This is a genomic window from Pseudoalteromonas sp. 2CM39R (assembly GCF_023161845.1).
Genome location: NZ_JALNTM010000005.1, coordinates 96,314 through 112,332 on the forward strand (window position 1 = coordinate 96,314; position 16,019 = coordinate 112,332).

The window sequence follows — 16,019 nt, forward strand, 5'->3', positions numbered from 1 at the left end:
AGACAGCACATGACTGCATGCTGTCTATTTTCAGGGAGTCTTCTTAGAAGTAAGCGGTAACGCCAATCCAGAAGTTACGGCCTTTATCTTTAACGTTGTAGTCGTCTGTGAATGTTACTTCGCTAACTACACCGCGACCTGTTAGGTACTCATACTCACCATCGCCATTTAGGTCGGTATAACTAGTGCTATATGAGGTGAAATCTTCGTCTAATAGGTTGTTTACACGGGCATTGATTTGCACATACTCATTTACATAGAACTGCGCACCTAAATTAAATAGGCTGTAGTTTTTGTAGTACAGCGCTTTGTCGTGCACGTTATCCCAGCCGCGGTAACGGTCTGAACGATATACACCTTGTAGATATAGGTTCATAAAGTCAGTCGCTTCCCAGTTTAGGGTAATGTTTGCCATGTGCTCAGCTGAGTTAGTTAATGGCTGACCTTCTTCAGGACCGCTTTTTTGTTCGCTATCAGTCCACGTGTAGTTACCGTTAACAGATACTGTTTTAGTGATAGTGTATTGACCAGCAATTTCAACACCTTGAAGGTCTACTTCGTCGATATTGATCTTTTGGCTGTAGCTATCGTAGCCAAGTTGATCGTATTGACCTAAGTTGACACAAGGGCGTACATCGTTAGTTTGCTCACAGCTTAAAATAGTGTCGCCGCGGGCAATTTTGTCTTCAAACTTGGTGGTGTAGTAAGTCACATTAATGTTGTGATCGCCATCAAGCGAAGTCCAGTAAAGTGCAACTTCAGAGTTCACACTGGTTTCTGGCTCTAAATCTGGGTTACCCGCAAATGGGCTTGTGCCCTGACCACCAAATCCGGTGATACCGTCGTAAAGATCAGTGGTTTGCGGCGTTTTATAACCTGTACTTACACCGCCTTTTAGGGTCCAAGTGTCAGAGAGATTATATACACCGTAAACGCGCGGAGATACTTGGCTGCCAAATACATCATGGTCATCGTAACGAGCGCCTAATGTAAAGGTGAAGTTGTCAGTTGCCATCCAGTTATCTTCGGCAAAGACTGAGTACATGTTTTGCTCTTGTACTTGACCTGCTTGGTCACTTTCAAGACCAAATACGCCGTCTTTTAATTCACCGTCGATAAGCTGGCCACCAATTGCTAGGTTATGGCTACCAAAGCTGCCTGTGATAGGAATATCAAAGCGTAAGTCATAGGTATATTGGCTGCTTTCAAGTGGGCGTGCAGGGCGTGGTAAGAATGTCTCTTCGGCTAAGTCTTTACGTGCTTGCTCGTCCATTCCTTCGTATTCGCCAGTACCATCGTACATAGCTTGTAGCTCTAATCGCTCGCTTACACTCAGTGGTAAAGTACGGCCATTGTTTTGCGTATCAACATAAGATACAGAGGCTTTTACAGTTGCCCAGTTAAGTTCACCATCGTAACTTAGCGACCACCATTCACGGTCAAACTCTTGGTCTGCCGCATAACCTGCGCGCGGGTTTACTTGGCCGCGGCGATCTTGCCAGATTGATTCAATGTTATCTTTAGTACCAAGCGGGTAAGTAATGGTGCCTGATTCAATGTCATAGCTTGGCGTGTTGTCGTACACTTGGCTTGAGTTATCATAATCAAAACGTAAATGATGAGATTCAAACGGGGTATAAGTTAAAGTAAAACCATACTGCTCGTTTGTGTTATCAACAGTACGGCCGCCACGACCAAAACCTAATGAACGAGCATGTACAACACCATTAGGATCGGTTGCTGGTTCAAATGTTGGCGATGATGCTTGTTGCTCGTAAACGCTGCCGCGTACACCTAAGCTTAATACGTCTTTGATAAGCGGACCCATCACACTAAAGTCAGTGGTAATGTCATCACCAAAATCATCGTTTTGCTGTAATGAACGGCTAAATGAAACAGCACCGCTCCAACTGTCAGTGTGCTTTTTAGTGATGATATTAATTACACCACCTAGCGCATCTGCACCATAAAGTGTTGATGCAGGGCCGCGAATTACTTCAACGCGCTCAATCGCATCAACTGGTGGTACGTGGTTAAACGCGTTACCACCAAAGTTGTTTGGATAAATATCGCCATGGTTATTTTGGCGTTTACCATCAATAAGTAACAAGGTGTATTCACCTGTTAAACCACGCATACTTACACTGCCTTGGCCTGTTTTATCACGAGTTGTGCCAATGTCGATACCTTCTAAATACTGCACAGCATCAAGTACTGAGGTGAATGCATGAGACTTAATATCTTCATTGGTGATGATCGAAATACTTGCAGGTGCTTCGGTAACTTTTTGCTCAAAACCTGTTGCAGTGATAACTAAGCGTTCCATATCTTGTTTCGGCTTAGCGTCATCAGCAAAGGCTGAAAAATGTGTTGCTATGGCAAGTGCCAGTAAGCTTGGTTTTATTGATTTCATTGTAGGTTTCCAGTTCTTTTTGTAGGTTATCCCTTTGAGGAACGTTGCGTATACTACACAAATGAAAAATACAATCAATAACTATTCTTATTTAGATTAATCTTTTTCAAGTTGGCTTAACATTATTCACAATTAAGTTGCGTTTGTTTTTTAGCTAATTAATACCAACCCGCTTAATTAAGTAGTCTATTTTGAGGCAATAAAACCTCGTTGATAGCAAGGCAAAAATTTCGTTATTTAGTTGTTCTAAATGAGAAATTTTTAACGCAGTTAGCGACAGGTTTAATCCCTAAAAATGATTAAGTATTATTGCGGGTTGGTATAACACGCTGTTACAAACAAGTTTTAGATTAAATACCCAAGGCAGATTCAGTTCCTGTATAGTGTTTTAATCATCATCATAAAAATTAAAATAATGAATTCAGATATCTCTTTAGCGCGCTTTAAGCAGTTTCCTGTGCTTATGTGGATCTTCTTATTTGGCTCGTTTATTACCCGTGGCAGCTATTACATGGTGTGGCCATTTCTTGCGGTGATTTTGTACGAAAAGTTTGCTCTATCGGCGACAGAAGTCGGATTGGTACTTACCAGTGCTGCCGTAATTTCGGTGTTTACCAGTTTTATTGGCAGTAGCCTCTCAGATAAAGTGGGCCGGCATACGCTGATGTACATTACCGGCGTGTTGTATATTATTTCTTTCTCGCTGTTGGCTGAGGTACAAACCGTGGCCGGTTATGTGATTGTGATGACCTTATGCTCGATTGCGACTGCACTTTGGCGACCACTAACCAGTGCGGCGATTGGCGATATTATTGATGATGCACAAACTCGTGAGTTGGCCATGCAGTCGCTGTACTTTATTGTTAATGTGGGCTGTGCGGTGGGCCCATTAGCCGGAGTATGGCTGGGTTTAACAGGTGAGCAGTCGAGCTTTTATATTACCGCAGGGGCATTTGCTATTTTATTGGTGCTGCTTGTTTGGGGCTTTAATTTTAGTGATAAAGCCGCAAAAAATACTGCCGCAATCGACGAGCCTGAAGAGAAAAAACCAGCAGTACAAGGCAAGCAAATCTTACGTATTCTATTTGCAGATAAGCTGCTGCAGTGTTTAATTTTAGCCAATATTTTGTGCATGTTTATTTATGCGCAAATGGATAGTTCACTCATACAATATCTAACTCGTGCAGAGGCACCCGACCTACTTGCATTGATTTCTGCGCTTATTTTTACCAATGCGTTAGTGATCATTTCAAGTCAATTTCTGCTGTTAAAAATGATGGCGCGGTTTAGCCTAACGGTGCGAATTCAAATTGGTTTGATGCTACTAATGGTGTCGCAATTTTGGCTAGCACTCAATCCAATCGATTTATTCTGGGGCTGGATTGGTGCGATAGTGGTGATGAGTTTGGCCGAAACCATTTTGTTTCCGACGATGAACGTTCACCTTGATAGGCTCGCACCATCACACTTACGTGGTGCGTACTTTGGCGCGGCTTCGTTTTATGATTTAGGGTTTGCTTTAGCACCACTCGGTGGTGGTTTAATTTTAGATTATTACAACGGCCCAACCTTATTCTTTGTAGCGGGAGGGCTTTGCCTTGTGGTGATTTACTTATACGCCATACTCGAAAAGTTACCCAGACCCGATTTTGCAAACCCAAGCTCGTAACCTTTAAATAGCCCCTTTATGGGGCTTTTTTACGCTTTAACAATTAATGACAGCGATATCAATTTACGTATTTTTTCCGAGATATTAGTTTGTAGTATCGGCTTATAATGTTAAAAAATTGTTTACCATACCGATAAGAACTCAATGAACGCACCTTACTCTTTGTGCAAGCGCTCGCTATTATGCTCGGCTGTATTGCTAACACTTGCTGCTTGTGGCGGCTCAGGCTCAGATGAAAAACAAACAACAACCCCTCCTGTAACCGAAACACCACAAAATCAAGCGCCGCAAATCAGCGGTCAATCACAGACTTTACGTGTTGGTGAAACCTTGAGTTTTAGCCCTGAAGTTTCTGATCCAGATAATGACCCACTTACTTTGTCTGTAACAAACTTACCAAGTTGGCTAAGTTTTAATGAAGCCTCAGCAAGTATCAGTGGCACGCCTGAGCAAGTAGGTAAGTATGCAAACATTGAGTTTACGGTCACTGATGGGCAGCTCTCTGCACAGCTTTTGATTGATATTAATGTAGAAGCCAAACTTATTGAAAATATACCGCCAACGCTCACCTCTACCCCATCAGATAGCAATGAAGGCCAAGCTTATACTTACCAGCTAACATTTACTGATGCACAAAATGACACTGTGGTAGTAAGTGAAGTTAGTAAACCTGATTGGCTTAGCTTTGATGCGACTAACCTTAGTTTTAGCGGCACGCCCTTGTTTGCGAATACGGGCGAACAGCAAATTCGTTTTCGTTATTCAGATGGCGAAGTGACGCAGCAGGCAGAGCAAACATTTAACATCGCTGCCAGAGCAAACTCAGCGCCTGTGGTGTCTCCACTGAGTAGTGAAGCGCGTGCTGAGCAGGCTTTGAGTGTGCAATTAATCAGCACCGATGCAGACAACGATGAAGTGAGCTTAACCGTAACAGGTTTACCTACGTGGCTAAGTTTTGATGAGCAAACTAGCATCTTATCTGGCACCGCGAGTAATGAAGCTCTTGGTGAACATAAACTCACAATCACAGCCTCTGATTCACGTGTACAGGCAAGCTTTGAGTTTGTGTTAAACATCACCCAAAGTTATGTGGCCGAGGCACTCGAAATTGGCAATGCGCTGGTTGTTCCAAACAGTGAGTTGCTACTTGATGCGACCATTAATGAAATTGATACCCACAAAGCGCGCTTTCAAAGCATTAAAAATAGCTTATTTGCTTTTGGCTCAAGCTCCGTTCTTGATGAATTAAGCTGGTATCCAACATGGGATGCAACGTTATTAAATGCCACTTATCCATTCAATGAGCCAGTTCTACTTACCAACAATAGTTGGCAAGATGGTTACGAGACAAAAGTCAGAAACCTTGCCGTTGTTGGTACTAGTGATGGGGAACAGGGCCGTTACTTAGTATTTGGTAGTAACCCATATCGAAATACTATTAACGAGCAAATGACTCAGTTTTTGAAAAACAGCACCACCTGGTTAGCTGGCAGAGAAATAACCGCAGAGCAGCCACTTAAACTTGTATTAGCGCAACTTGATCAAAGCTATTACTTTCAAGATAGGATCAAAACGCGAGAGTGGTTTGATAGTCAATATGAAGGCATGGTGAGCTATAACGACAATGCTAGTTGTGACAACGACGCTCTAGCGGCGTGTTTAACAACTGACACGGATGTACTGATTATCTCTCAGCATGAGCGTGAAGGATTAAATATTGATAATGTTGTGGCTGCAGTAAAGCAAGCGCAAGAAAACGATATAGCAGTGATTTATATTCAGCGTGATGGTAGCCAAACTGCACTAGGTAGAGCGTTATTTGAATTACTCCATGTGAGTGTTGCAGGTGATAATTATTGGCACCGATTAGAATTGGCACAGTGGAACCCAATTGCTATTAACGACAGCTTGCCAACCGATGCGCAAACTATTAAAGACTTACTTAGTCGCTTTAAAAGCAGCGAATTTAGTGTTGATTTAAGTGCCTGTGATAACCGTAGTTGCCCAGCTGAAAGCCAATATCAGCAACAGTTTAGTGATGCGGCAACGATCATTAATTCGGTTTTTAGAGGTTTTGACCAAGCGAAAACAGATATCTTTACAGAGCAGGGTTATCGCTTTTATCAGTTACTGGCGCTGCTTGCAGATCATTATCGCCAAGTTGTAAGCTTCCCGATGGATAAGCTAAGCACTGATAATACAAGCTTTTTTCGTGCCCTGTTTACTGATCATGCGGTATTAAATATACGTAAAGTTAACCCACTTCAAGTTGATATGGGTAATTTCAGCCGTAGTGATTTTAGTCATGTAACACCTAAAACCGTCACCGTGAATATGCAGAGTAAGGCGTATTTTCGCTCAACGGGTGTGTATGCCTTGCCGGGGCAAACGTTTGCTATTAAACGCACCGATAATCAAGCAGTGAATACCCAGGTGTTTGTTAATACTCTGCGTGATGGCGCAACACATTACATGAGCAGCAATGGCTATAATCGACCCGCTAAATTGCAGTCGGTTCATGTGCCTATAGAGACAAATGAAACAGTCTATTTTACGTCACCTTATGGTGGGCCAATTCAAATTGAGTTTGATCAAAATGATTTAGATGTCAGCTTTGAATTTAGCAATGTAGGTGAGCACCCCTATTGGCGTAGCAGCAGTGATGATGAGCGCTTCGCTGAGTTGCTTGAAAAAGGTGACTATGATTGGGCCGAGGTCGCAACCGGTGGCTTTGAAGTGCATTCAAAGCTCGAGAAAATGCGTATTTCAATTAACGATGGTTATTGGCCCATAGCGTCTGACTTCGCCCATGCTGTAGAGCGCTATACCCATAACTATCCGCATGTACTTGCTGGTTTCAAAGGGCCGGGCATCGATGTGGTTAGCGAAATTCATGACTTTGCGAGTGAACGCAATATTGAAGTACAAACAATTGATATTGTAAAACATATGAATGCAGACCAACCGACCTGTGGTTGGGGCTGTTCTGGTAATCCGTATGACGCAGGTTGGAATTTTAATCCAACTGGGCATGGCGATATCCATGAATTAGGACATGGTCTTGAAAAAGGGCGCTTTCGTATCGAAGGGTTTGGTGGCCATTCAAATACCAACTTTTACTCCTACTACAGTAAGTCGAAGTTTGAAGATGAAACGGGCTTTTCGGCATCGTGCCAAAACTTGCCATTCGAGAACTTGTTTGATCATTTACAAGCCAGTAAACAAAGCGCAGATGCATTTGCTTACATGCAAGATTTAGCAATGTCTCAGTGGTCGCAAAGTCACGCTATTTATTTACAAATTATGATGGCCGCACAGGCACACAATAAGCTCGAAAACGGCTGGCATTTATATCCTCGCTTACACATTTTGGAGCGTGCGTTTAATCTAGCCGATAACAGCGAGACTAATTGGCAGGCACAAAAAGATGCACTTGGCTTTTCAAGCTACAGCTTGTCGGAGGCACAAAGTATAGGCAACAATGATTGGCTATTAATAGCGCTTTCAGAAGCAACCGAGCTCGATTTGAGCAGCTACTTCAGCATGTGGGGCATGGCAACGTCAGACAAAGCAAAACAGCAGGTTAAAGCAAAAAACTACACGGTATTAGATGATGTTTACTATGCCTCATCTGCCACAGGTTATTGCACGACGTTAAATCAAACAGAGGTTGCAATTGATGGGGCTCAAAGCTGGCCTGAATAATACACCGCTTTGTTGAGTTGATTGGTATTTGTATTTAAAACGCCAGCGAAAGATTTCGCTGGCGTTTTTATTATTAGATTAGTGAAATTAGCTACAACTGCTACCTTTATAACACACACATTTAACGTTGAGGTGTAACATGGCTGTTTCTGCAATCCCCAAAGGTTTCCATGCGGTAACCCCGTATTTGGTTATTGAAGGTGCCACTAAGGCGATAGAGTTCTACAAACAAGCTTTTGCTGCTGAACTTGTAATGCAAATGCCTCTGCCTGATGGTGGGGTAGCGCATGCTGAAATAAAAATAGCCGACTCTCATATTATGCTTTCTGATAATTGCCCTGATGTGCAATTTAAGTCGCCGCAACAACTTGGCGGTACACCAGTGAGCATTATGCTGTATGTTGAAGATGTCGATGCTGTTTTTGCTAAAGCTTTATCGCTTGGGGCAAAAGAGCTACGCCCAGTACATGACCAATTTTATGGCGATAGGTCAGGGACTTTAGAAGACCCTTTTGGCCACATTTGGACTATAGGCACACACAAAGAAGACCTCAGTGAGCAAGAACTTATGCAACGTATGAGCGAGCTTATGAGTAAAGAGCAAGATGCTTAACATCAATCCGAAATATTGCCCAATCATTAAATTTTGGCATTTAAAATCCAAATAATGGATTTACTCGTATGAGTATTAAAAGCAACGAGTAATTCAATGAAAAAGCGTGTTCTATATTGGCTGCAAAATGATTTACGCCTAGTCGACAATGAAATTCTATCTGATTTAGCTGATTTTGATGGCGAGCTTGATTTAGTGTTTGTGATTGAGCCGCGCTGGTTTAGGCAAACTAACTACCAATCAAAACCGTATGGCACGCATAAATACCACTTTTTACGTGAAAGCCTAGCTGCATTTGCACAAGCCGTTGAGAGGCTTGGGCAAACACTTCATGTGCTAAGTGGTGAGCCTGAGCAAATAATCAGTCAGCGATTACAAAAGTACGATATTGAAACTTTGGTTTGTACCGAGCAAGTTGGCGTTTATGAGCAAAAACAGCTCGATAAAATCAAAGTGTTATGTCCAGAAGTGACAGTGAAAACTTATCAACAAGATACCTTGTTTAAAGCAACGGACTTGCCTTTTCAGCTTGATGACCTACCTAAAAACTTTACTGCCTTTCGCAAAAAGGTAGAAGCTGAGCCAACCTTTATAGCGGCGCCACAGCAAGCGGTTAGCCACTTACCTCACCCAGTTCAGCTATGCCCTGAGCAAGCTATAGATGATGTTCCTGTTCACTCAGGAAGTTTTAAAGGTGGCTTAATTGCAGCTCAGCAGCATTGTGATGCGTACTTTTCATCTAAAGCGCCAAGCAGTTATAAAGAAACACGCAATGAGTTAGACGGCTTTAGTAACAGTACTAAGTTCAGTGTATGGCTCGCTGGTGGCACAATTAGCGCAAAACAGCTGTACCGAGAAGTTGAAGTGTATGAGCAGCAAAACGGTGCGAATGAGTCGAGCTATTGGATAAAGTTCGAATTACTGTGGCGCGAATATTTCAAGTGGCATGCAATGCGCTCTGGCGCAAAACTATTCCACTTTAAAGGGCAAAAGCACAGTGCGCCACTGACGACTTTTAACAGCCAGCGCTTTAATGCGTGGTGCCAAGGCCGCACGCCGTTTGCTTTGGTAAATGCAATAATGCATGAGCTTAATACAACTGGTTATATTTCTAACCGTTCGCGGCAAATTGCAGCAAGTTGTTTAGTTAACGAGCTTGAACTTGATTGGCGTTATGGTGCGGCTTATTTCGAGCAGCAACTCATCGATTACGACGTGGCTGCAAATTGGGGTAATTGGCAATATATTGCGGGTGTCGGTGTTGATCCTAGAGGCGGTCGACATTTTCATATTAATAAGCAAACAGCGCTTTATGATCCTCTGGCGCGTTACATTCGAAAATGGCAAGGAGATCAAACTATCGTAAGCACAATCGACAGTGTTGATGAGGTGGATTGGCCAATGATTTAATAGCCTGCGTTAGATCAATATTCTTCACAGATTTTTAGTGTTTTTTTATTTTGTTAACTAAAATAATGATTAAGGCTTGCTTTTATTGTTGGTGGGCTAGTTAACAAGGCTAATTATGGCGTATAGTGAAGGGTATGATGCGATTAAATCGCAGCTTGGTTTAGACATTGCTCAGCTAATTCTCGACAGTGGGGATGCGGGTATTTGGCTTTGGAATGTACAAACCGGCGAAACCATTTTCAATGATAAGTGGGCCGATATTATCGGTTATTCACTGCAAGAATTACTGCCAGTTTCAATTGAAACTTGGCTCAGCTTTGCTCACCCTGATGACTTGCCAAAATCTGAACAGTTATTAAATGCCCATTTTAAAGGGGACTCTGAGCGCTATATTTGCGAAGCGCGAATGAAGCACAAACAAGGGCACTGGGTTAAAGTGCTCGATAAAGGCCAAGTGCAAAGTTGGGATGAAAATGGCAACCCTGAGTGGATGCTAGGCGTTCATATCGATATCACTGAGCAGTGGTTAAAAGAGCGAGAAATTGAGTTTTTACATGCTAAATTGCAAAAGTTTACTGATAACTTACCGGGGTTTGTTTATCAATATATAGTTGATAAAAATGACCAAGCTTACTTTCCTTTTGCAAGCTCTAAAGTTTTTGATATCTATGGCTGCACGGCAGATGATATAAAAAAGTCTGCTGATTTAATCATGCATATTATCCATCCAGATGACTTAAAGCGCGTTATAAAAAGCATTGAAAAGTCGCGAGTCGAATTATCCGATTGGCATGAGGTTTATAGAGTCAATCATCCAACTAAAGGTGTGATTTGGGTTGAAGGAAAGTCCTCACCAATAGCCCGTGCTAATGGCAGTGTTGAGTGGAATGGTTATTCAGAAGATGTCACCGAAGAAGTTAAAAGTAACGAAAAAATACAGCTGCTTACAGCGGTATTTACAACGACAAGCCGCGGTATATTAATAACCACCCCTGAGCCTAAAATTGTGGATGTTAATCCTGCTTTTGAACAAATCACAGGCTTTAGTAAAGCACAAGTGCTTGGTAAAAACCCATCTATACTCTCAGCTAAGCAGCAACCCAAAGAGTTTTTTGAAAAGATGTGGGAGCGTTTATTAAATACTGGCCGTTGGCAAGGCGAAATATGGAACAAGCGCAAAACCGGTGAAGTATTTCCTGAATTGTTAACTATAGATGCTATGTATGACGAACTTGGTCAAGTGAGTCATTACATTGGTGCATTTGATGATATTTCAAAGGCAGTAGAAAAGCGCCAACTTCTTGATGAGCTGGTCAATCAAGACCCTCTTACTAAGCTGTTAAATCGGCGTGGTTTAGATATTCAGTTACATTCATTTTCTCATCATGCGGCGAACGAAGGAATCCAGTTCTCGTTGATTTATGTCGACCTTGATAACTTTAAACTGGTGAATGATACCTTTGGTCATGAGCAGGGCGATAATCTACTGCTTGAAATCAGTGAGCAGCTTTCACTTCAGCTGCGTGATAAAGACATATTAGCGCGTATTGGCGGCGATGAGTTTGTGATTGTGTTACCAACGTTAGCAAAACTTTCTGTTTGCCAAGACATTGCAGGGCGCTGCCAAAAAGCGGTTGAAGAGGTTGCTAAGCGCTACGCAACCAAAGTGCCTGTGAGTGCTAGTTTTGGAATCGCGCTTTACCCAGAAGATGGTAAAAATGCCAAAGAGTTACTCGCCACTGCTGACGAGCAAATGTATAAGATGAAGCTTAAACATAAAGCATCACCACTCGGTTGAAATTTCGACACTCGGCAGCTTATTCAAAAGCGGTAGTAAAGCACGCTCTTTGCGTAAATCTTTGCGCTCGTTTTCTAAATCTCTTCGTTCTCGATAAAGCTCTTTTTGTTGGCCATTATCAAGTTGATTGCTGTTAAGCTCAGCGCGAATATCTTTTAGGCGGCGGTCAATATCGTCAATTCGGTCATCAATGTATATCAGCCTTTGCTGTACTTGATACCTGTCGTTGCCTTCCTGCCATGCCTTACGAAAAGCGGTGCTATTACAGACACCATTGTAAGATGCTCCTTGCATGCCAAGCGTAAAGCCATTTTCGGGCTCACAATACACCGCCAGACCTTGATCGTATCCCACTTTATATTCAGCAATATCGGCACTTACGCCATACTCGCTACATTGTGATAAGGCATCTATGCCATCACGATATTCAGTGCCATCTGCACCATGTTTATAACCAATACCATGCCAATTGGCTTGTAAACATTCATCTTTACTGACTGAGGTACAGCCTGCTAATACGATTAATGGCAGTAGAGGAAGTGTCCATTTTCTCATTAAAGTCTCAGCTTAAATTATTAATAACTAACTTGATTCTAGCCTGTAATATTGTGTTTTAGAAAGTAGTATTTGTATTTCATAACAATGCCCTCAAATGATTAAGCTTTATTGCGCCTTGGTATCCATTACCACTGACAGAACCGCTGAGCAATGCGAATATTTGGCTGCGCATTTTTTAGGTGAGCTAACTGTAATAAGCATAACGCGGTAAAATGACTGCGTTTGATCAACTGATGGCGGTCAAAGCGCATGATCTCGTACCATAGCTTAAACAGCTCGCCAAAACGCATTAGGTTATTATTATTAAACTGCCACTGTGATTGGTAATTTACCTTGATAGGGCAAGGCATGTGACCTGGGTAGGCCTGCCAGGGGGCAAGCATGGCACGTGGGTAACTAGTTTTCAGCCAGCGTTGATAAAAGCGGTGCTTACGTACATATTCAACAGGGACCGCTAAAGGATATTGCAGTACCTTCCACGAATAAAACGGATGGAAGAATTCCATTTTAAATTCGCATACTTGCTCGTTTGGAATGCTCAAATGATGGTGTTGATCATTGAGTAGTAAGAACAATTGAAATGCTTTTTCGAGTGGTAGCTCGGCTAACGGTTTAAAACTAAGTTTTAGGTTATCAATTAATTTTTGTTGTAGTAGTGACGCATTATGTACCACTGACTTTGGCAAATAAGCGTACTGCTGATCTAAATAAGCTTGAATGAGCTTATCAAGATTGTTTTCTTTTGCCGCATCATAAATAGCGTCGCCATAAAACACGGCACCTAAGCCAACACTGCCACCATTACCAGACCAACTAATTTGTGGTCTTGAAACGGTTTTATATTCATTGTGATGTGCTTTGCGCCAGTATTTGCCAAGGCGCTGCTCAACAGAGAGCTTTTGCGTGTCGCGTACTTGCACAACTTCAAGTTTAAGGGCATTTTGCGAAGCATATTGTTTTGCGCAGTAGAGATCTTGGCTATCTGATTGCGAAAAATTAAACGACTTAAGCTCAACACCTTGGCGTAATAGCTCGCAGTTAATTAACCGTGAATCAAGGCCGCCAGAGAGGGTGCTCAGCACTTTTTTATCGGTGTGCATCGCTTTTGTTACAACACTGCGAAAAGCCTGAGTAACCCCTTCAATTGCGTCGGTCACCTCAAAGTTTTGTTTGGCAAGGGCGACCCAATCGAAGTAACGTTGTTTTACCACGCCGTGACTGGCATCAAAACGTAATATTTCGCCGGGGTATGAGCATTTAATGTTTTTGTAAGGCGTGTGATCTAATAGCGGGTAACCAAGCACAGCAAGCTCTGTAAGTGCTTCGGCATCGCTTTCAAGCTCAATACTGAGCTGTTTGAATAACCCCAAGTTGGTTGAAAACAGTAAGCCTTGCGCTGTTTTTAAGGTATAAAACGGCTTTAAACCAAGTGGGTCGGTGGCAAGTACTAAGCTGCCTAATTGGCTATTAAACTGGCAAAAGCTAAATACCCCTTCACATTGCTGTAAGCAAGTGTTGAGCGAAGCTGTATTGGCCATGGTTTTTAAATCATCACAGCGCGAGCTGCTCAGTAAAGGGTGACCAATCAGCGTTGCAATTTGCGACTCAGTTTGCAACCAACTCGCTTGTTGGTAAGCATCAAAGTCATAGTGAAAAATAGCTCCATTATCGCAATCAAAGCGCTGAACATCTGCTTTTTTATAGCGATTAAATACATCAGCTAGTTGATTAATATAATGAAATTCTGTTTTGCCTAATTCATTGAATTGGATATAACCTGCGATAACAGCCATGTTAACCACCTTTTCGTTTGCTAACTTACATGTAAAGTTGCAAGCCATAGGCCAAAACGAATAAAGGCCTTAAACAAGGCCTTTGGTAACATTACAAAATTACAAACGCAGATCAGCGATTGTTAAGTTGTTGGTTGATTTCATCGAATATACTCGCATCATCAATGGTTGATGGAATTTGCAGTTCTTCACCATCGACCAATTGGCGTAAATTCTTTCTGAGTATTTTCCCTGAGCGGGTTTTTGGGAGGCGCTCAACATGCAAAATGTTTTTCAGGCAGGCAATGGCGCCAATTTGATTTCTTACCGAGTGGACTAACTGTTGCTCAACCTCTTTGCTATCACCAAGATAATCGTCTTTGAGCACTATCATCGCCATGGGTAATTGCCCTTTGAGTGCATCGTTAACACCAAATACTGCGCATTCAGCAACAGCAGGGTGGGCTGCTACAATCTCTTCCATTTCACCGGTTGATAAGCGATGACCTGCAACGTTAATTACATCATCGGTACGACCCATAATAAATAGATACCCATCGTCATCAATATAGCCGCCATCACCAGAGAGGTAATAACCAGGGTACTCACTTAAATAGCCCGCTTGAAAGCGTTCATTGTTTTGCCAAATTGTTGGTAAACAACCAGGAGGTAAAGGCAGTTTTATGACCACAGCGCCGCTTTCGTTTGCGGCGCACTGCTCACCATTCATATCAAGAATTTGTACATCAAAGCCCGGTGTAGGCACCGTTGAACTTCCCGGTTTAGTGGCAAGTTGTTCAATACCAATTGGGTTACACGCAATTGCCCAACCTGTTTCTGTTTGCCACCAGTGGTCGAGTACAGGCAAGCCGGTGTTGTCTTTCAGCCATTCATACGTTGGCGGATCTAGGCGCTCACCGGCCAAGAATAAACGTTTTAAACTTGAGGTATCGTATTTTTTAAAGCCCTCGGCGGTAGGGTCTTCTTTTTTAATTGCGCGAAATGCAGTTGGAGCACTGAATAAGGCGGTGACTTTATAATCTTCTACAACACGCCAAAACGCACTGGCATCAGGAGTTCTTATTGGTTTTCCTTCATAAAGTACGGTGGCACAGCGATAAATGAGCGGTGCATATACAATGTATGAGTGACCAACCACCCAGCCAATATCGGAAGCTGCCCAAAATACCTCGCCGGGCTTCATGCCATACACGGTTTCCATGCTGTAATGCATTGCAACAGCGTGACCACCGTTTTCTCGAACCACCCCTTTAGGTGTGCCTGTGGTGCCTGATGTGTAAAGAATATAAAGCGGGTCGTCACCTGCAACAGGCACTGCATCGACTGCACTTGCTGTATCAGAGGCTGATTGCCAATCGATGTCTCTGCCATCTTGCATCTCGGCAATGGCTTGTTCACGCTGAAATACAATACAGTGTTCAACAGCATGCTTGGCGTTTTCGAGTGCTTCATCAAGCAGTGGCTTATATTCAATCACATGATTAATTTCGACCCCGCAAGACGCAGTAAGCACAAGCTTTGGCTTAGCATCATCAATACGCACCGCGAGTTCGTGCGGTGCAAAACCACCAAATACAACGGAGTGAATGGCACCAAGGCGCGCACACGCCAGCATACCAATAACTGCTTGTGGGATCATTGGCATATAAATGACTACACGGTCACCTTTGCTTACACCAAGGGATTGCATGAGCCCAGCAAATTTAGCAACTTGAGTTTGTAACTCGCCATAAGTGTATTGTTGTTTGGTATTGGTAACAGGGGAGTCGTAAATCAGTGCAGTTTGGTCGCCATAGCCTGCTTCGACGTGTTGGTCGAGAGCTAGGTAACAAGTGTTTAACTGACCATCGGCAAACCAATGGTAAAAATCATTATCGTCATATTGATAAGGGGCACTTGGCTCTTTAAACCAAGGAAGTCGTTTACTTTGCTCAAGCCAAAACTGACCCGGATCGCGCTGGAACTGTTGGTATTGTTGTTGATATTCGCCCGCCATTGTGAGGCTCCTATACTTTTTAGTGAGAGATTTGTACAACGTACTAAAAAATATAGGGCGGTTT

General features: G+C 42.7%; 9 protein-coding genes. 5 read left to right on the plus strand and 4 right to left on the minus strand.

All coding sequences use genetic code 11. From position 1 onward, the window contains the following. Positions 1-43: 43 nt before the first annotated feature. Entirely contained in the window at positions 44-2,413 is a 2,370-nt protein-coding gene (locus MTF66_RS13020; protein ID WP_248527388.1) for a TonB-dependent receptor domain-containing protein, read from the minus strand. A gap of 415 nt (positions 2,414-2,828) precedes the next feature. Between MTF66_RS13020 and MTF66_RS13025 the strand changes: the two genes are divergently transcribed. The 5 genes from MTF66_RS13025 (at position 2,829) to MTF66_RS13045 (ending at position 11,608) form a co-directional block, all read left to right on the plus strand. Further along, positions 2,829-4,082, plus strand: a complete 1,254-nt coding sequence (locus tag MTF66_RS13025) for an MFS transporter (protein ID WP_248527389.1) — start codon at positions 2,829-2,831, stop codon at positions 4,080-4,082. Positions 4,083-4,226: 144 nt separating this feature from the next. Then, positions 4,227-7,787 (plus strand): ImpA family metalloprotease, encoded by a 3,561-nt coding sequence (locus MTF66_RS13030; protein ID WP_248527390.1) that lies wholly within the window; start codon positions 4,227-4,229, stop codon positions 7,785-7,787. A gap of 139 nt (positions 7,788-7,926) precedes the next feature. Next, positions 7,927-8,400 (plus strand): VOC family protein, encoded by a 474-nt coding sequence (locus MTF66_RS13035; protein WP_138624797.1) that lies wholly within the window; start codon positions 7,927-7,929, stop codon positions 8,398-8,400. Positions 8,401-8,496: 96 nt separating this feature from the next. Next, positions 8,497-9,810, plus strand: a complete 1,314-nt coding sequence (locus MTF66_RS13040) for a DASH family cryptochrome (RefSeq protein WP_248527391.1) — start codon at positions 8,497-8,499, stop codon at positions 9,808-9,810. 115 nt (positions 9,811-9,925) lie between these two features. Beyond that, positions 9,926-11,608 (plus strand): sensor domain-containing diguanylate cyclase, encoded by a 1,683-nt coding sequence (locus tag MTF66_RS13045; protein WP_248527392.1) that lies wholly within the window; start codon positions 9,926-9,928, stop codon positions 11,606-11,608. On the opposite strand, the gene MTF66_RS13050 is transcribed toward MTF66_RS13045, so the two are convergent. From MTF66_RS13050 to MTF66_RS13060, 3 genes are all read right to left on the minus strand, one after another. Continuing rightward, positions 11,594-12,163 carry a DUF2799 domain-containing protein gene (locus tag MTF66_RS13050; protein WP_054560687.1) on the minus strand — a complete coding sequence of 190 codons (570 nt, stop codon included), beginning with the start codon at positions 12,161-12,163 and terminating at the stop codon, positions 11,594-11,596. The genes MTF66_RS13045 and MTF66_RS13050 overlap by 15 nt on opposite strands. 128 nt (positions 12,164-12,291) lie before the next feature. Continuing rightward, positions 12,292-13,959, minus strand: coding sequence for an asparagine synthase-related protein (locus tag MTF66_RS13055; RefSeq protein ID WP_248527393.1), 1,668 nt, complete (start codon positions 13,957-13,959; stop codon positions 12,292-12,294). A gap of 112 nt (positions 13,960-14,071) precedes the next feature. Continuing rightward, positions 14,072-15,955, minus strand: a complete 1,884-nt coding sequence (locus MTF66_RS13060) for a propionyl-CoA synthetase (RefSeq protein WP_248527394.1) — start codon at positions 15,953-15,955, stop codon at positions 14,072-14,074. Positions 15,956-16,019 lie beyond the last annotated feature (64 nt).

Coding starts and splice junctions, on each gene's coding strand:
- MTF66_RS13020 (WP_248527388.1), bottom strand. CDS start 2,413: ATGAAATCAATAAAACCAAGCTTACTGGCACTTGCCATAGCAACACAT.
- MTF66_RS13025 (WP_248527389.1), top strand. CDS start 2,829: ATGAATTCAGATATCTCTTTAGCGCGCTTTAAGCAGTTTCCTGTGCTT.
- MTF66_RS13030 (WP_248527390.1), top strand. CDS start 4,227: ATGAACGCACCTTACTCTTTGTGCAAGCGCTCGCTATTATGCTCGGCT.
- MTF66_RS13035 (WP_138624797.1), top strand. CDS start 7,927: ATGGCTGTTTCTGCAATCCCCAAAGGTTTCCATGCGGTAACCCCGTAT.
- MTF66_RS13040 (WP_248527391.1), top strand. CDS start 8,497: ATGAAAAAGCGTGTTCTATATTGGCTGCAAAATGATTTACGCCTAGTC.
- MTF66_RS13045 (WP_248527392.1), top strand. CDS start 9,926: ATGGCGTATAGTGAAGGGTATGATGCGATTAAATCGCAGCTTGGTTTA.
- MTF66_RS13050 (WP_054560687.1), bottom strand. CDS start 12,163: ATGAGAAAATGGACACTTCCTCTACTGCCATTAATCGTATTAGCAGGC.
- MTF66_RS13055 (WP_248527393.1), bottom strand. CDS start 13,959: ATGGCTGTTATCGCAGGTTATATCCAATTCAATGAATTAGGCAAAACA.
- MTF66_RS13060 (WP_248527394.1), bottom strand. CDS start 15,955: ATGGCGGGCGAATATCAACAACAATACCAACAGTTCCAGCGCGATCCG.